Genomic DNA, 15,809 nt, shown 5'->3' with positions numbered 1-15,809 from the left:
TCCCCGGTGGTCACGAACCCCTTTCCGGGCGGTGAGGTGCCGGGGTCAGAGCAGGCCCTCCTCGCGGCGGTGGATCTGTTCCACCAGTTCGGCGGCCATCGCCTTGATCGTCTCCAGCCCCGCGCGCCCCCAGGCCCGCACCTCGGTGTCGAACACGCAGACGGCACCGAGAGCGACCCCCGTGCGGTCGATCAGCGGGGCCCCCATGTACGAGCGGACGCCGATCTCGTCCACCACCGGGTTCCCCGCGAAGCGCGGGTAGTCGCAGACGTCCTCCAGGACCAGCGCCTTGCGGCGGACGACCACGTACGGGCAGTAGCCCCGGTCGCGGGCCAGCTGGCGGCCCAGACTGCCCGCCGCCGCGGCGCCTGCCGCCGCCGCGCCCAGGTCGCTCCCCGAGAGGGTGCCCTCGGGGGTGTGGAGCCCCGCGAAGAACTGGCGGTTCTCGTCGATGAAGTTGACCATCGAGAAGGGCGCCCCGGTCACCTCGGCGAGCCGCTGGGCGAACGCGTCGAACGCCGGGTCCGCCCGTTCCCCGAGGCCCAGCTCGCGCAGCCGCCGGGCGCGGACCGGCGCCTCCCTGTCCACCGGGGTCAGCAGCAGGTGGCACGTCGGGTCGTACGTCATGGCATGGCTCCGTAGCTCGGCGCACCGGCCGGGAGGGCGGCGAGCAGGTACTGGACGAGGGTCAGCAGGGTGCGGATGCCGGAGCTGGACGTACGGGCGTCGCACAGCACGACCGGTACCTCCGGCCTGAGGTCGAGCGCGGCCCGCACCTCGTCCGGTTCGTACCGGAACGCCCCGTCGAACTCGTTGACCGCGACGACGAACTGGATGCCCCGCCGTTCGAAGAAGTCCACCGCCGAGAAGCAGTCCTGGAGCCTGCGGGTGTCGACCAGCACGACCGCTCCGAGGGCGCCCTCGGAGAGCTCGTCCCACATGAACCAGAAGCGCTCCTGGCCCGGGGTCCCGAAGAGGTAGAGGACGTGCCGGTCGTCGAGCGTGATGCGGCCGAAGTCCATCGCGACGGTGGTCGTCGTCTTGGACTCCACCCCCACCAGGCTGTCGGTGGCCACGCTGATCGAGGTCAGCAGTTCCTCGGTGCTCAGCGGCGCGATCTCGCTGACGGCACCCACGAGGGTGGTCTTGCCCACGCCGAAACCGCCCGCCACCAGGATCTTCAGCGCGGTGGGAAAGGTATCGGTCGCGGGCGTTTCGCGGCGCTCAGAGCCGTCGTCGTAGGCCATCGAGCACTGCCTCCAGCAAGGAACGGTCGGTCGGATGGGCGTGGTGCAGCGGCGCGCGGGCGGTGAGCGCGCCGCAGTCCACGAGGTCGGAGAGGAGGATCTTGGTGACCACGGCGGGGAGGCGCAGGTGCGCCGCGATCTCGGCCACCGAGGTGGGTCCCTCGCACAGCCCGAGGGCCAGACTGTGCTCGGGCCCCAGGTGGGCCTGCGGCGACGCTCCGGTCGCCATCACCATGGACAGCAGGTCCAGTGCGGTGGTCGGCTCGGTCCGGCCCCCGCTGACGGTGTACGGACGGATCAGGCGGCCCGCCGCGTCGTCGAGCCAGGGCCCTTCCGGGGTCAGGGTCACGCGGGCTGCCCGTAGCCGCCCATCGCACCGGCCGCCTGCCGCGCGGGAGTGACCAGGTACGGCCGGACGCTCTTGACCAGCATCGCCATCTCGTACCCGAGGACCGCGGCGTCCGCCTCCCGGCCGGCGAGGACCGCGAGACAGGTGCCGGAGCCCGCGGTGGAGACGAAGAGGAGGGTGGAGTCGAGTTCCACGACGACCTGGCGGACCTCGCCGCCGTCGCCGAAACGGGCGCCCGCGCTGCGCCCGAGCGAGTAGAGGCCGGAGGCCAGGGCGGCCATGTGGTCGGCGGCGTCGGGGTCGAGGCCGTGGACGGATTTCACCAGTCCGTCGGAGGAGAGCAGGACGGCGTTACGGGTGTAGGGGACCCGCTGGACGAGTCCGCTCAGCAACCAGTCGAGGTCCGAGGAATGGCCGGTTGGCACACTGCTCGCCATGGTGCATCTACTCCTTGTGCGCGTCGCCGGGGAGCGACGGTTCGTGGGGGGTCGGCTGGGATTCTGCGAGACCGATGCCGCGCTGGAACGCGGCCATCAGGCCGGGGTCGTGCAGGGCGTGGTCCTCGGGCTTGCGGGCCAGGGGTTCGTCACGCAGTTGGGGCGCGATGTGTTCCTGGGCGCGTCGCCTGGGGAGCAGGGGCCGCCCACCGTCCGCGGGCGCTGTGGGGAGCGGCGCGAGGAGGGATGCGGGCGGCCCCGTAGGGGCGTCGTCGGACCGGGTGGGGGCGGCGGCGGGGGTACGGGTGGGGTCGGGGTGGCCGTGGGGGGCCGGGGGGCGAGGGGGCTCCGTGTACCCGGTGGGCGCGGGGGTGCGGCTGGGGTCGTCGTAGGGGCCGGACGTGGAGGTACGGGGCTGCTCGCCGTATCCGTTCCTCCTCCTCCGGGCGCGGGCGGGCTCCGGGTGACTGTGGGGGGTGGGGGCCGGAAGAGGGGTGGGGGTCTGGGGCGCGGGCCTCGGCGGGGGTGTCGAGGCGGTCGGTGCCGGGCTCTGGCCGGGTGCGGGCACCGGGGGTACGGGGTGGGCGGAGGGCCGGCGCTCGGGTGTGGACAGGCAGTCGGCGTCGGTGCCGAGGAGGCCCTGGGGGAGGACGAGGACGGCCTGGACACCGCCGTAGATGTTGGACTGGAGGCGTGCGGTGATGCCGTGGCGGCGGGCCAGTGCGGAGACGACGAACAGTCCGATGCGGCCGTCCTGGAGCAGGTGCGCGGCGCTGACCTGGTCGGGGTCGGCGAGCAGGGTGTTCATCCTGGCCTGTTCGGTGACGGGCATACCGAGGCCGCGGTCCTCGACCTCGATCGCGAGGCCCGCCGAGACGTACTGCGCGCGGAGCAGGACGGTGGTGTGCGGCGCGGAGAAGAGCGTGGCGTTCTCGACCAGCTCGGCGAGGAGGTGGATGACGTCGGCGACGGCGTGGCCACGGAGGGTGCCGTCGATCGGCGGGACCAGTTTCACCCGGGGGTACTGCTCGACCTCCGCGATGGAGGAGCGCAGCACCTCGGTCATGCTGACGGGGTTCGACCACTGGCGGCGGGAGACGGCGCCGCCGAGCACCGCCAGGTTCTCGGCGTGCCGACGGACCCGGGTGGCCAGGTGGTCGACGTGGAACAGGCCCTTGAGCAGGTCGGGGTCCTCGACCTCGTTCTCCAGTTCGTCGAGGAGCTGGATCTCGCGGTGGACGAGGGACTGCAGGCGCCGGGCGAGGTGGACGAAGACCTCGACCTTCTGCTCGTTGCCGGTGGGACCGGCGAGCTTCGCGGCCTGGACGACGGCGGCCACGGCGGCTTCCTGAGAGCGGGCCAGTTCCCGGGCGAGCAGGTCGAACTCGTCGTCTCCCGCGGTGTTCGGCGGAAGGGCCGCGCGGGCCGGGAGCTGCTCCCCCTTGCTCAACTGTTCGACGATGGTGCGGAGTTCGGACTGTCCCCTGACACCGGAGCGGCGCAGGGCTTCGCAGCGGTCGCGCACGGCTCTCGCGGCGCGGTCCGCGCCGAGCGCGGCGGCGGTCACGGAGGCGACGGTGAGCGCGGCGGCGCCGGTGAGCGCGATCCAGAGGCCGGAGGTGGGTTCGGCACCGGTGGACCGGATGGTGAACAGGACGGCCGCGGCCCAGCCGAGCGCCACCGCGACGGCGGGGAGCACCGAGGTCCGCAGGAGTTGGGGGCGTATGCGGGCTTCCGTCGTGTGCGACGCGGGGGGCTGCACCTGGGGGGTGTTGCCGCCGGAGGCGGGCCGGGCGCCCGGCCGGCCGTGCCGCCCGCCCTCGCGGCGATCGGACCGCGGGGCGGGTGCGCGAAGTTGAGACATGAGTGTCCTTGGTACGTGCCCAGGAATCGGCGTTGCGGGGGTCGCTGAGGGTGGATTCTTCACGGGGTCGACGGCGGGGTGCGATGAACCTACCGATGATCACCGACCACACACTGTAGTCGCCAACCGTTCACGCGCGATGCGCAGTTGGCAAACTCACCCGTAGAGCTACCTCGTCTGGTATTGCCGCTCGCACGGCTGACCGAGAACACCGGCCGAAAGCGAACGGCATGGCCGGGAAGAACCGTCTGGACGGGCTGGACGGGCTGGACGGGCTGGAACGACAGAGGGCGGAGGTGTCGTCACACCTCCGCCCTCTGCGGAAATCGCCCCCGGCCTGGCTCTCGTACGCCTCCGGGACAGAAGCGGACCCACTCGGTCCGCTTCCCTGCGTCAGGGGGTCCGCGCGGCCTCCGGGGCGCCCCGGCCGGAGTCCGTACCGGGACCCCCGGGAGAGGTCCCGGCCCCCGTGGCGGCCTTTTCGTCCGCATCCGCTCCGGCCACACCCCTGGGGTGACCGTCACCCTCTGTTACGCCCGTGGTGTTCCATCCGCCCTGGGGGGCCTTGGCGACCGGCCGCCACCACGGGGTGTCCGGCAGCCGCTCGGCGCCGGGCTCGAAGGGCTGGCCGGGGATCGGCAGGGCGATGCGCTGGACGGCCCCGGCGGCGGCCGTCACCGTGCCCTCCCCCGGTTCGGCCCACGGGTGCGGGGCCAGGTTGAAGGTGCCCCAGTGGATCGGCAGCATCACTCCGGCGGGACCGCCGCCCTGGAGGTCCAGATGGGCCCGCATCCCCTCCTCGGGCGTCATGTGGATGTCGGTCCAGAACTCCGAATAGGCGCCGATCTGGATCATGGTGGCGTCGAAGGGCCCGTGGGCCTCGCCGATGTCCTTGAACCCCGGGAAGTAGCCCGTGTCGCCGCTGTGGAAGACACGGTGCTCGGGCCCGGCGACCGCCCAGGACGCCCACAGGGTCATCTGGCGGTTGCGCAGGCCCCGGCCGCAGAAGTGCCGGGCGGGGGTGGCGGTCAGCCGCAGGTCACCGATCACGGTGGACTCGTTCCAGTCCAGCTCGCGCAGCCGGGAGGCGGGGACGCCCCAGCGTTCCAGGTGCGCGCCGACGCCGAGCGGCACCGCGAAGACGGTGTCGGTGGCGGCCAGCTCCTTGATCGTCGGCAGGTCCAGGTGGTCGTAGTGGTCGTGCGAGATCACGACGACGTCGACCGGGCCGAGCGCGGCGAGCGGCGCGGGCACCGGGTGGAGGCGCTTCGGCCCCGCGAACGGGAACGGGGAGCAGCGCTCGCCCCAGACCGGGTCGAAGAGGACCCGGTGGCCGTCGATCTCGGCGAGGACGCCGGAATGCCCCATCCAGGTCAGCCGCAGGCCGGTGGCCGGGGGGCGGGCCAGGTCGGCGACGGTGGTGGGGTGGACCGGGATCGTGCCGGTGGGGGCGCGGCGCGAGCGGCCTTCCTTGTCGAAGTAGATCTTGGCGAACTCGACGCCGGAGCCGGAGGGGCCCCGGCGGGCCTGTTCGGGGTTCTGGAAGATTCCGTCCGCGAAGTTCGGCGAGCGCCGGATGCGGGCGAGGCGCGCACCCGTGGGGTCCGCGCCGAAGGACTCGGGGCGCAGCGCGCGCAGCCGCGCCCGCGGCGAACGGTCGGAGCCGGTACCGGTCACAGGACCTCCTGATCTCTGGGGGTCGTTCCATTATGGGCGGCTCCCGCGAAGGACGACGGGGGCGGGAGGGGCGGAGGAGATCGCTGATGGGCGGGAGGAGGGGCCGGGGCGGGTGTTCTGGGCGGTGAGAGAGCGGGGTGGCCGGGGGCGGCATGGGGTGGTCGATCGCCGCAGGCACGGTCCGGCCGGTACCGGGGAAGGGCGAGGTGGTCGGTTCGTGGCCGGCGGGAGGGCACGGACCGGCCCGCCGGTGCCCGCCGACCGGACAGGACCGTCCGGTCGTGACCGGAGGGCAGGGACGGCAGGGACGGCAGGGAGGGCAGGCTGACGGTGGGAGGTGCGGGCCGCGGCCGGTCGCGCTCGTCGGCGGGGAGGTCGCGTTCGTCTGCGGGACGGCCACGGTCGCCGGAGGGCGAGCGTCCGGTGCGCCGGATCACCCTTCATACTGAATCACTGTTCAGTATGGGCGGCCGCGGTCGGTGTGGGCCGCGCGGTCCGTCCCACCCGGAGGAGTCCCGTCATGAGTGCCGCCCCCCTGATGTCCGTCCGCTGGACCGATCATGTGACCGGGCGCCGGGGGTACCTCGTGGTGGACCGACTGGTGCGCGGGGTGGCCAGCGGTGGACTGCGGATGAGGGAGGGCTGTACGGAGGCGGAGGTCGCCGGACTCGCCCGTGGCATGACCATGAAGGAGGCCCTGCACTACGACGAGACCGCCCGGTACGTGCCGCTGGGCGGCGCCAAGGGCGGCGTCGACTGTGACCCCCGGTCCCCCGAGGCGTACGGCGTACTGGTGCGGTATCTGCGCGCGATGCGTCCGTACGTCGAGCGGTTCTGGACCACCGGTGAGGACCTGGGGCTCACCCAGGAGGTGGTGGACCGGGCCGTGGCCGAGGCGGGTCTCGTCTCCTCCGTGCAGGCCGTGTACCCGCTCCTCGACGACGAGGCCGCCGCCCGGAAACGGCTCGCGGACGCCTTCGCGGTCCGGGTGGACGGCATGGGGCTCGACGCGCTGGTCGGCGGTCTCGGGGTCGCCGAGTCCGTACTGGTCGCCCTCGACCGGGCCGGGCGGGAGCACCTCGGGACCCGGGTTGCCGTGCAGGGGCTCGGCACGATGGGCGGGGCGACCGCCCGGTTCCTGGCGCGGGCGGGTCTTCTGGTGGTGGCCGTCGCCGACGTCCGGGGCACCATCGTGAACCCCGGGGGCCTGGACGTCGAGGCCCTGCTCGCCGCACGGGACGCCCACGGGGCCGTCGACCGCGCGGCCCTGGGGCCCGGTGACCGGGAGGAACCCGGCGAGGCCTGGCTCGCGGCCGACGCGGAGGTACTGGTCCCGGCGGCCGTCTCGTACGCGATCGACGCCGGGAACCAGGGCCGGATCACGGCCCGCTGGATCGCCGAGGCCGCCAACATGCCGGTCCTGCCGGACGCCGAGGAGGCGCTCACCGCGCGCGGTGTGACGGTCCTGCCCGACGTGGTCGTGAACTCGTGCACCAACGCCTGGTGGTGGTGGACGCTCTTCGGTGACATCGAGGCCGACGCCGACCAGGCCTTCGACCGGGTACGCGGAGCCATGAGGGCGCTCGTCGGCGGGATGCTCGACCGCGCGGAGGCGGACGGCACGAGCCCGCGCGCCGCGGCACACGCGCTGGTCGCGGAACGGCTGCCGGTGATCGCCGAGCGCTACGGCTGGTACTGAGTCCACCGAAAGCGGTACGGGACGGGCTCACACGCCCCCGGCAGCACCGGCCGAAAGGGGCGGTGCATGGCCCCTGACGGGTGGGAACGGCGGGCGTCGCGTGGCGGACCGTACGGGGCAGACCCTTGTGATGATCATGCCCGTGTCATGTGCTGTGTAGGCTGCCCGGGTGGCAAGAGTGCGGTTGAGCGTGGCCGAACGGCGGGAGGAACTGCTCCGGGCCGCCGTCGAGCAGATCGAGGCCCGGGGCGTCGCGGCCGTCCGGATCTCCGACGTCGCCACCGCGCTGGGTGTCAGCAACGCCCTGGTGCTCTATCACTTCTCCTCGAAGGAACAGCTGGTCGCGGCCGCCTTCACCCATGCCGCCGAGGGTGACCTCACCCAGCTCCGGCAGATCCTCCGGCGCCGCTCGAGCGCGGTGCGGCGGCTGCGCGCCGCCGTCCGCTGGTACGCCCCGACGGGACAGGCCAAGGGCTGGCGGCTGTGGATCGAGGGCTGGGCGGCCTCACTGCGTGACCCGGAGCTGCGACAGGTCGCGCACACCCTCGACCAGGAGTGGAAGCGGTCGCTGGTGGAAGTGATCACGGAGGGGACCGCCACCGGGGAGTTCCACTGCGCGGACCCGATGGCGGCGGCATGGCGGCTCACCGCCTTCCTCGACGGCCTCGCGGTGCAGACGACCGCCTACCCCGGGGGCCTCTCCCGCGCCGCGATGCTGCGCTGGGCGGACGCCGCACTCGTCCGTGAACTCGGGCTCCCGGCCCCCGGGAGCGACGGCGGCGGCACGACCGACGAGAAGGCGACCGCCACGACCGAGACGCGGGCGCCCGGCGCACCGGCCGAGGAACCCGGGGCGAACGGGCGCACGTGACCGCCGGGGAGCGCACGGGCCGACCGTCGACCCCCGGCCTCCGGGACAACGGCCGCCCCAGCGGTGAGGCGAGGCGTGATCGTCCGGCCGTCGACCGACGGACCGAAGGACCGACGGACCGACGGATCGACCGGCGCGGCGTCCGACCGCGTGACCGGCGACCGGCTGACGGCCGTCGTCGTCCGGCCGGTACGCGGACCGGTCGGACGGCGTCCGCCGGTCCGGGCACCGGCAGGCGGCGGTGTCTGCCGGACGGTCGACCGACGGACCGCACCGGGGCGGGAACCGGCGGACCGTCGCGGCGGGAGCGGCCTCGGGGCCGACCACCGACGCGCGGCCGCATGGGCCCTCAGGGCCCGGTGGCCCACCGCCCCTCGGACCGTGGGACCGAGCGCCCCGCTCGCCCATGACCGTGGCCCTCATCGGGTCCGGCCGGCCGCCGGGTCCGCCCGTGGGCCTCGCCGGTTCGGGTCGGCCGCTCGTGGCCGTTCTCCGTTCAGACCAGTTCGAAGACCGCCGAGACCGTGATCTGCTCCTCGATCTCACCGGGAGCCAGCGGCACGCTCGGCTCGTCGGCCGACATGCCGGGCGCGGCGCCGGGGCCCGGGCGTACCGACTCGCCCTCGCTGAGGGAGACCAGACGGCCGAGCCGGTGGCCGCTCAGCCGGGCGTGCTGCTCCGCCTTGTCGTGCGCGTCCCGGTAGGCCGCCTCCCGGGCCTTCACCCGCAGCGAGGTCGGGTCGGCGACGTCGAAGACGACTCCGTTGATCCGGCCCTCCTCCCCCGTGGCGTCGTTGACGACGCCGATGACATGGCCCGTCCGGTCGATGTCCCGGACCTTCACCGAGAAGGTCTGGCCCGCCTGGTAGCCGGTCACCTTGCTCTCCCCCTCGGTGTTCTGGGTGTAGACCGGGGCGAGCGAGAGGCTGTCGGTGCGGATGTCCCGCTGCTCGATGCCCTGTCTGCGCAGGACGTCCAGGAGGGCTTCGGACGCCTTGCTCTGGGCGGCCATCGCCTCCTTCGCCGTCTTGCGGGTGGCCTCGACGCCGACGGACAGGATCGCCAGGTCGGGCGCGGCGGCGGCCCGTCCGTTGCCGGTGACGGAGACCGTCGCGGGCGTCTCCGCCGGGGCCGTGGCGCGGGGGACGGACCGCTCGGGCGTGGCGGCCAGGGCGGGGGCGGCGGGGGCGGCCAGGAGGCCGCCGAGCACGGCGGTGGCGGCGAGCAGTCGGGCGGTACGGGCGGCACTGGGCCGTCGGATCGTCACGGGCGGTCCCTTCGGGAATGGGTGCCGGGGCTCCGGCGGGCACATCCCAGCACCCGGCGCCGCCACCACCCGTACGCCACACCTGGCAACGGTCCCCTTCACTCTTCCGTACCCCTCGCGCTGTCCGCTCCCAGCCGGTTCGTCCCGAACGGACTGTCCGTCCCCGGCCGGGTGCTCAGGTCTCGACGAGCGGCCGGTAGGCGTCGGCGTGCAGTCCGAAGGTCCAGGCGACTCCTTCGCGGGCGGTCCGGGTGGTGGGCGGTACCCGGAGCCAGTAGGTGCGGTGGCTGCCGTCCGGTTCGGGCGTGGAGTTGACGACCTCGACCATCACCACGTCCTCGTCGCCGTTCAGTGCGATCCGCCAGAGCCTGCCGGTCTCGTCGCGGTGCTGGTGCCGGGCGCCGGAGGCGGCGAGGTAGCGGTCGTAGCCGTAGTGCTCCAGCATCACGCGCCTCAGTTCGGCGTTCTCCTCCTCCCGTATCCGCTCGGGGGTGAGGTCGGCGAGCCCGGCGAGGAACGCGGCGGGCACGGGCATGCCGTGCCAGGCGTGCAGGGCGAAGCCGTCGGCGAAGGCCAGCGCGGGCCCGTCGCCCCGGTCGAGGCGGCCGGCTTCGTCGCGGTGCAGCGTGACGGGCCGCTCGCAGAGCACGACGGCGTTCTCGTAGGGCCACCACCAGCCCGCGTGCTCGGCGACGGCGGCGAGACCCGCGAGCCGCTCCCCGTGTCCTTCGAAGGCGACGAGCCAGGCGGCGTCGTGCTGGCCCAGCACCGCGTCGAGCAGCAGGAGGCGGGCGTCGCCCGTCTCCCGCGTCCGCTCCGCGCCCTCCAAGGCGTCCGTCACCCCGGCCCTTATCCGGTCGGCGAGCATCCGGGTGAGGTCCCACAGGACGGCCCCGGTGCTCCGCCAGTGGTCTGCCCAGCCCGCCGGGCCGAGCGCGTCGTGGAGGCGGCGGCGCTCCTCGGCCCACGGCCGGGTGCGCACCTCGTCCCGTACCGAGCGGCCCCGGTCCGCCAAGGCCGGTACGAGGGTGACGGCGGCCAGCGGCGAGTCGGCCCAGACGAGGTGTTCCGGCGCGGGGAGCCCCGCCGTCCGGTAGGCGTGCCGGACTCCCGCCTCGGCGGCCGCCCGGTCGGCGGGCCCGGTGGCGGCGGCGACGGACCGCCACTTGTCGAGTGCGGTGGTGTGGTTCATGTCGGTGTCCCCCCAGGTCTCTGTCCGGCCGGGTCCCGGCCGGGTCTGTGTCGGATCTGTGTCGGATTCTCGGAACCCCTGTCGGACCTCTGTCCGGCGGAGTCCCTGTCGGGCGGTGTCCGAGCGGCCGGGGCCCGGCCGGTGGCGGCTCGGCCGGATTCGCCGGTTCTCCGTCGGGCCGGGTCTGCGGACAGACGGGTCTCCCGACAGACGGCTCCCGGCCAGGTGGCCGTTCAGCCGGGCGGCCAGGTGGCCGTTCAACCAGATCCCCGGTCCGCGTGCCTAGGCCGGGCCTTCGAGCGCGGCCGGATCCCGGCCGGTTCGCCGCTCGGCCCGATCCCGCTCGGTCAGTCCGCGACGATCCGGAACGCGCCGGGCACGTACTCCCGCTGACGCACCACCCGGTACCAGCCCTTCGGCAGCGCTATCGGCGCGTGCTCCTCGTGCACCACCCGGCCGCCCTCGGGCAGTTCGAGCAGCAGCGGGCCGAAGAGGCCCGGCTCCCTGACGAGCCTGCCCGGCCCGGGGACGGCGTGGGCGTGCCGGGTGACCTCGCCCAGGGCGAGGACCATACGGCCCCTGGCGTCCCTGGGTTCCCCCTGGGCGGTCCTGGCACGCGCCGGAACGGCCGTCTCGTCGACGGGCGCGATCAGTACGTCTCCCTGCCGGTACATGGCTCTCCCCATCCCCGTCCGGCACCGGTGGCCGGACACGGGAACGACGCTAGGGCCCGGCACTGACAATCGGCTCCGGACCGACCCGGCGGGGGGCGTTGTCAGCGGCGCTTGGTACAACTCTTGGCGTCAGTCGATCCACGGCGTACGTCGTACGTCATCCGTCGTCCGGGAGCGCAGTCATGACCATTGGCCACTACTTGCAGGAGTTCCACGGCCTGCCCGTGTTCGAGTTCCCGGACGCGGAAGCCCGGGTCGAACTGCCCGACGCGGGGGCGGTCGCCTGGCGGATCTCCGCCCCCACGTACTGCGGCCCCCGGGACGAGCAGTGGGCACCGCGCTTCGAGCGGTTCCTGAAGGCGGTCGACGCGGGCCGGGTGCGGGCCCTCGTGGTCGGTGGCTGGAACGAGGCGTACGACACCTCGTCGGCGGAGGTCGTGACGGCGCTGATCGGCGCCAACGACCGGCTCTCCGGGCTCGAAGCGGTCTTCCTGGGCGACATGGTCGTGGAGGACTGCGAGATCTCGTGGATCGTCCAGTCCGACGTGACGCCGTTGCTGGCCGCCTACCCGGAGCTGCGCGGGCTCGGTGTGCGCGGGGGCACGGGTCTGGTGTTCCCGCCGGTCCGGCACACCGGGCTGCGGGGGCTGGTGGTGGAGACGGGCGGTCTGCCCGCCGAGGTGGTGCGCGGGATCGCGGGCAGCGACCTGCCCGCCCTGGAGGACCTGGAACTGTGGCTCGGCACCGACGAGTACGGCGGCGACAGCACGCCGGACGACCTGGCCCCGGTGCTCGACGGTTCGTCCCTCCCGGCCCTGCGCAGACTGGCGCTGCGCAACAGCCTGATCCAGGACGAGGTGGCCGCCGCCGTGGCGGGCGCCCCGGTGGTCGCCCGGATCGAGCGGCTCGACCTCTCCATGGGGGTGCTCACCGACGAGGGCGCGACGGCGCTGCTCGAAGGGCAGCCGCTGACGCACCTCAGCCATCTCGACCTCTCCCACCACTACGTCTCGGACGCGGTGCGGCTGCGGGTGCTCGCCGCGCTCGAACCGCACGGTGTGACCGTCGATCTCAGTGACGCGCAGGAGCCGGAGGACGACGGCGACGGCGACGTCTTCCGGTACGTCGCGGTCGCCGAATGACCGCCCGCCCGCGCCTCGTGGTCGTCGGTGATCCGGCGGGCCGCCGCGTCGCGTTCTTCCAGGACGCCCTGCGGGCCGCCGGACTGCCCGAGGCGCGGGCGGTGTCCTGGCCCGAGGTGCTGCGCGGCACCGCGCGGTTCGCGGCGGGCGAGACCGTGCGGCTGGACTCGCCCGGGGAGGACCCGGAGGCCGACCGGCTGCTGCGGGGGCTCGACGATCCGGCGCGGGTCGAGGGCACCGGCCGCTGGTACGCGCGGTTCGTCGCCGCGGCGGCGGACCTCGGCCGGACCGTGGCAGCGGCGGGCGCCACGCTGGTGGACGATCCGGCGGAGCTGGCGGTCCTGTTCGACAAACGGCTGACCCACGGTCTGCTCCGTGCGGCCGGGGTGCCGGTGCCGGAGTCCCCGACGTCGGGGCCCGCCGCTCCGGCGGTGCGCGGCTGGGCGGACCTCAGGGAGCTGACCGGGCGGCCGGGGCTGCGCCGGGTGTTCGTGAAGCCCGCGCACGGCTCGTCCGCCTCGGGGGTCCTCGCGGTCGAGACGAACGGCGCGGGGCGGTGTCAGGCGACCACGTCGGTGGAGCGCGGGTCCGACGGGCGGCTGTTCAACTCGCTGCGGGTCCGGCGCTACTCGCGCGAGGACGAGATCGCCGCGATCGTGGACGCCCTGGCTCCCGACGGTCTGCACGTCGAGCGGTGGCTGCCCAAGGCGGCGCAGGGCGGCCGGGCGGCCGATCTGAGGGTGGTCGTCGTCGACGGGCGGGCCACCCACGCCGTCGTCCGCACCAGCCGCTCGCCCATGACCAATCTGCACCTGGGCGGTGCCCGGGGCGATCTGGCGGCGGCACGGGACGCGATCGCGGCGGCGGGCGGACGGTGGACAGACGCGCTGGAGGTGTGCGAGCGGGCCGCCGCCGTCTTCCCCGGCACCCGGTGCGTGGGCGTGGACCTGCTGCCCGGCTCGGGCTGGCGCCGGTTCGCCGTGGGCGAGGTCAACGCCTTCGGCGATCTGCTGCCCGGTCTCACCGGGCTGCCCGGCAGCGGAGCCGAGGGCCTCGACACCTACGCGGCGCAGGTCGCCGCCCAGTTCCCGGACTTCCGTCCACCGCAAGGTGCCCCGGCCCCGGGGCACCACGACCGCACCGCAGGAACGAGCACCACGTGAACGAGCACCATGTGAAGCAGCACCACGCGACCCGGCCCGACATGCCCCGGCCCGACATGAACGTGATCGTCGGAAGCCACGACCTGCTCCTGGTCACCCTCGACACGCTCCGGTACGACGTGGCGGCGGAGCTGGCCGCCGAGGGCCGCATCCCGCACCTGGCCCGGCATCTTCCCGGCGGGGTCTGGGAGCGGCGGCACGCGCCGGGCAGCTTCACCTACGCCTCTCACCAGGCGATCTTCGCGGGGTTCCTGCCGACGCCGACCGGTCAGGGGCCGCATCCGCGCCTGTTCGCGGCGCGTTTCGCGGGCAGCGAGTCGACCGCCGACGGCACCTGGGTCCATGACACCCCGGACTTCGTCTCGGGCCTCGCGGACGCGGGCTACCGGACGGTGTGCGTCGGCGGGGTCGGCTTCTTCAACAGGCGGCCGCCGCTCGGGAGCGTGCTGCCGGACCTGTTCCAGGAGAGCCACTGGGAGCCGTCGTTCGGCGTGGCCTCCCCGACGTCCTTCGAGTCGCAGGTGGCGTGCGCCGAGGAGGTCGTCGCCGCCCTGCCGCCCGAGCGGAAGCTCTTCCTCTTCGTCAACGTGTCGGCGCTGCACCAGCCCAACTGGTTCCATCTGCCCGGCGCGACCCGCGAGACCGGCGACTCCCGGGCCACCCACGCGGCGGCACTGGAGTACGTCGACCGGCACATCGGGCGGCTGTTCGACGCGATGAGCAGCCGCCGCCCGTGCTTCGCGGTCGTCTGCTCCGACCACGGCACGGCGTACGGGGAGGACGGGTACACCGGCCACCGTCTCGGCCACGAGGTGGTCTGGACCGTCCCGTACGCGCAGTTCGCGCTGGCGGGCCCCGGACAGGAGGCCACGGCATGACGGACGACGCCCTCCGCCCGTACCGCGCCTATGTGTACGCGTACCCGCACAAGACCTCGTACCGGCCGCTCCCCGGTCCGAAGCCCCCGCTCGCCGCGCTCTGGGCGGACGAGCCGAAGGACGCGCTCTCCCTCTACGCCCACATACCGTTCTGCGAGGTCCGCTGCGGGTTCTGCAACCTCTTCACCCGTATCGGCGCCCCGGACGAGCTGACCGCCCGCTACCTCGACGCGCTCGACCGCCAGGCCACGGCGGTGCGCGAGGCCCTCGGGGACGGATCACCGGTGCGGTTCGCCACGGCGGCCTTCGGCGGCGGCACGCCGACCTTCCTCACCGCCGCCGAGCTGGAGCGGCTCTGCGACATCGCGGAGAAGCGCATGGGGGCCGATCTGCGGGCGATCCCCCTGTCCGTGGAGACCTCGCCCGCGACGGCGACCGCCGACCGGCTCGCGGTCCTCGCCGAGCGGGGCGCGACCCGGCTCAGCATCGGAGTGCAGAGCTTCGTGGAGGCCGAGGCGCGGGCGGCGGTCCGGCCGCAGCGCCGCGCCGACGTGGAGGCGGCCCTCGGCCGCATCCGGGACACCGGCGTGCCGGTGCTGAACATCGACCTGATCTACGGGATCGACGGGCAGACGGAGCGGAGCTGGCGCGCCTCGCTGGACGCGGCCCTCGCCTGGGAGCCGGAGGAACTGTATCTGTACCCCTTGTACGTCCGGCCGCTGACCGGGCTCGGCAGGCTCTCGGCTGCCGGGCGCGGGGCTGCGGACCTGGAGTGGGACGCGCACCGGCTGCGCCTGTACCGGTACGGCCGCGACCATCTCCTGGCACGGGGCTACGCCCAGGTGTCGATGCGGATGTTCCGGCGGGTGGACGCGGCGCCGCTGGGTCCGGACGACCACGCCTGCCAGACCGACGGGATGATCGGCCTGGGCTGCGGGGCCCGGTCGTACACCTCGGAGCTCCACTACTCCTTCGACTACGCGGTGGACATGCGGGAGATCCGCTCGATCATCGACGTGTACACGGGGACGGCGGACTTCTCGCGCGCGGAGGTGGGCAGACGGGTGGACGCCGGGGAGGCCCGTCGCCGTCATCTGCTGCAGTCGCTGCTCCAGGCGGCGGGGATGCCGGTGGCGGGGTACGAGGAGCGGTTCGGTTCCTCGCCGTTCGCCGACTTCCCCGGGGAGCTGGCCCGGTTCGAGGCACGGGGCTGGCTGGACGCGGGGGCGCCCGAGGGGCTGCTGCGGCTGTCGCCGGAAGGGCTCGCGCACTCCGACGGACTCGGCCCCGAGCTGTTCTCCCCCGCCGTGCGGGCGGCGATGGCCGCGTACGAGCCGAAGTAGGGGGCG

15 protein-coding genes are annotated in these 15,809 nt (G+C 74.1%); 6 read left to right on the top strand and 9 right to left on the bottom strand.

All coding sequences use genetic code 11. The annotated features are described in order from the left end of the window. Positions 1-45: 45 nt before the first annotated feature. The 6 genes from ACIRQY_RS01390 to ACIRQY_RS01365 form a co-directional block, all read right to left on the bottom strand. Entirely contained in the window at positions 46-627 is a 582-nt protein-coding gene (locus tag ACIRQY_RS01390; protein ID WP_351791730.1) for a GAF domain-containing protein, read from the bottom strand. Continuing rightward, positions 624-1,247 (bottom strand): ATP/GTP-binding protein, encoded by a 624-nt coding sequence (locus ACIRQY_RS01385; RefSeq protein ID WP_351791727.1) that lies wholly within the window; start codon positions 1,245-1,247, stop codon positions 624-626. Before ACIRQY_RS01385 ends, ACIRQY_RS01390 begins: the two co-directional genes overlap by 4 nt. Beyond that, entirely contained in the window at positions 1,225-1,596 is a 372-nt protein-coding gene (locus ACIRQY_RS01380; RefSeq protein ID WP_351791724.1) for a DUF742 domain-containing protein, read from the bottom strand. Before ACIRQY_RS01380 ends, ACIRQY_RS01385 begins: the two co-directional genes overlap by 23 nt. Then, positions 1,593-2,033: a roadblock/LC7 domain-containing protein gene (locus ACIRQY_RS01375; RefSeq protein ID WP_351791721.1), complete on the bottom strand. Its 441-nt coding sequence runs from the start codon at positions 2,031-2,033 to the stop codon at positions 1,593-1,595. The genes ACIRQY_RS01380 and ACIRQY_RS01375 overlap by 4 nt, the downstream gene beginning before the upstream one ends. A gap of 7 nt (positions 2,034-2,040) precedes the next feature. Next, on the bottom strand, positions 2,041-3,897 hold the full coding sequence (locus ACIRQY_RS01370; protein WP_403921438.1) for an ATP-binding protein: 1,857 nt from the start codon (positions 3,895-3,897) through the stop codon (positions 2,041-2,043). Positions 3,898-4,290: 393 nt separating this feature from the next. Continuing rightward, positions 4,291-5,574, bottom strand: coding sequence for an MBL fold metallo-hydrolase (locus tag ACIRQY_RS01365; protein ID WP_403921435.1), 1,284 nt, complete (start codon positions 5,572-5,574; stop codon positions 4,291-4,293). A gap of 520 nt (positions 5,575-6,094) precedes the next feature. Here ACIRQY_RS01365 and ACIRQY_RS01360 point away from each other — a divergent pair. Beyond that, entirely contained in the window at positions 6,095-7,273 is a 1,179-nt protein-coding gene (locus ACIRQY_RS01360; protein WP_403921433.1) for a Glu/Leu/Phe/Val dehydrogenase dimerization domain-containing protein, read from the top strand. Between the two features lie 169 nt (positions 7,274-7,442). Next, a complete protein-coding gene (locus ACIRQY_RS01355) occupies positions 7,443-8,144 on the top strand; it encodes a TetR/AcrR family transcriptional regulator (protein ID WP_403921430.1) in 702 nt (233 codons plus the stop codon). Positions 8,145-8,640: 496 nt separating this feature from the next. Here ACIRQY_RS01355 and ACIRQY_RS01350 read toward each other — a convergent pair whose 3' ends face one another. The 3 genes from ACIRQY_RS01350 to ACIRQY_RS01340 form a co-directional block, all read right to left on the bottom strand. After that, positions 8,641-9,411: an SIMPL domain-containing protein gene (locus ACIRQY_RS01350; protein WP_403921427.1), complete on the bottom strand. Its 771-nt coding sequence runs from the start codon at positions 9,409-9,411 to the stop codon at positions 8,641-8,643. Between the two features lie 175 nt (positions 9,412-9,586). Then, positions 9,587-10,603, bottom strand: coding sequence for a DUF6745 domain-containing protein (locus tag ACIRQY_RS01345; RefSeq protein WP_403921424.1), 1,017 nt, complete (start codon positions 10,601-10,603; stop codon positions 9,587-9,589). Positions 10,604-10,950: 347 nt separating this feature from the next. Further along, positions 10,951-11,277 (bottom strand): hypothetical protein, encoded by a 327-nt coding sequence (locus ACIRQY_RS01340; RefSeq protein ID WP_351791702.1) that lies wholly within the window; start codon positions 11,275-11,277, stop codon positions 10,951-10,953. A gap of 182 nt (positions 11,278-11,459) precedes the next feature. Here ACIRQY_RS01340 and ACIRQY_RS01335 point away from each other — a divergent pair, with 182 nt between their 5' ends. From ACIRQY_RS01335 to ACIRQY_RS01320, 4 genes are read left to right on the top strand one after another with little or no spacing between them, the layout of a single operon-like run. Then, positions 11,460-12,419: an STM4015 family protein gene (locus ACIRQY_RS01335; RefSeq protein ID WP_403921421.1), complete on the top strand. Its 960-nt coding sequence runs from the start codon at positions 11,460-11,462 to the stop codon at positions 12,417-12,419. Beyond that, on the top strand, positions 12,416-13,582 hold the full coding sequence (locus ACIRQY_RS01330) for an STM4014 family protein (RefSeq protein ID WP_403921418.1): 1,167 nt from the start codon (positions 12,416-12,418) through the stop codon (positions 13,580-13,582). Before ACIRQY_RS01335 ends, ACIRQY_RS01330 begins: the two co-directional genes overlap by 4 nt. A 56-nt stretch (positions 13,583-13,638) precedes the next feature. Next, a complete protein-coding gene (locus ACIRQY_RS01325; protein ID WP_351791882.1) occupies positions 13,639-14,460 on the top strand; it encodes an STM4013/SEN3800 family hydrolase in 822 nt (273 codons plus the stop codon). Then, a complete protein-coding gene (locus tag ACIRQY_RS01320) occupies positions 14,457-15,803 on the top strand; it encodes an STM4012 family radical SAM protein (protein WP_403921415.1) in 1,347 nt (448 codons plus the stop codon). The genes ACIRQY_RS01325 and ACIRQY_RS01320 overlap by 4 nt, the downstream gene beginning before the upstream one ends. Positions 15,804-15,809 lie beyond the last annotated feature (6 nt).

The sequence above is a fragment of the Streptomyces sp. NPDC101490 genome (assembly GCF_044767145.1).
Taxonomy (GTDB): domain Bacteria; phylum Actinomycetota; class Actinomycetes; order Streptomycetales; family Streptomycetaceae; genus Streptomyces.
This window is presented reverse-complemented; position numbering and strand designations above follow the sequence as displayed.

Coding starts and splice junctions, on each gene's coding strand:
- ACIRQY_RS01390 (WP_351791730.1), bottom strand. CDS start 627: ATGACGTACGACCCGACGTGCCACCTGCTGCTGACCCCGGTGGACAGG.
- ACIRQY_RS01385 (WP_351791727.1), bottom strand. CDS start 1,247: ATGGCCTACGACGACGGCTCTGAGCGCCGCGAAACGCCCGCGACCGAT.
- ACIRQY_RS01375 (WP_351791721.1), bottom strand. CDS start 2,033: ATGGCGAGCAGTGTGCCAACCGGCCATTCCTCGGACCTCGACTGGTTG.
- ACIRQY_RS01370 (WP_403921438.1), bottom strand. CDS start 3,897: ATGTCTCAACTTCGCGCACCCGCCCCGCGGTCCGATCGCCGCGAGGGC.
- ACIRQY_RS01360 (WP_403921433.1), top strand. CDS start 6,095: ATGAGTGCCGCCCCCCTGATGTCCGTCCGCTGGACCGATCATGTGACC.
- ACIRQY_RS01345 (WP_403921424.1), bottom strand. CDS start 10,603: ATGAACCACACCACCGCACTCGACAAGTGGCGGTCCGTCGCCGCCGCC.
- ACIRQY_RS01340 (WP_351791702.1), bottom strand. CDS start 11,277: ATGTACCGGCAGGGAGACGTACTGATCGCGCCCGTCGACGAGACGGCC.
- ACIRQY_RS01335 (WP_403921421.1), top strand. CDS start 11,460: ATGACCATTGGCCACTACTTGCAGGAGTTCCACGGCCTGCCCGTGTTC.
- ACIRQY_RS01330 (WP_403921418.1), top strand. CDS start 12,416: ATGACCGCCCGCCCGCGCCTCGTGGTCGTCGGTGATCCGGCGGGCCGC.
- ACIRQY_RS01325 (WP_351791882.1), top strand. CDS start 13,639: ATGAACGTGATCGTCGGAAGCCACGACCTGCTCCTGGTCACCCTCGAC.
- ACIRQY_RS01320 (WP_403921415.1), top strand. CDS start 14,457: ATGACGGACGACGCCCTCCGCCCGTACCGCGCCTATGTGTACGCGTAC.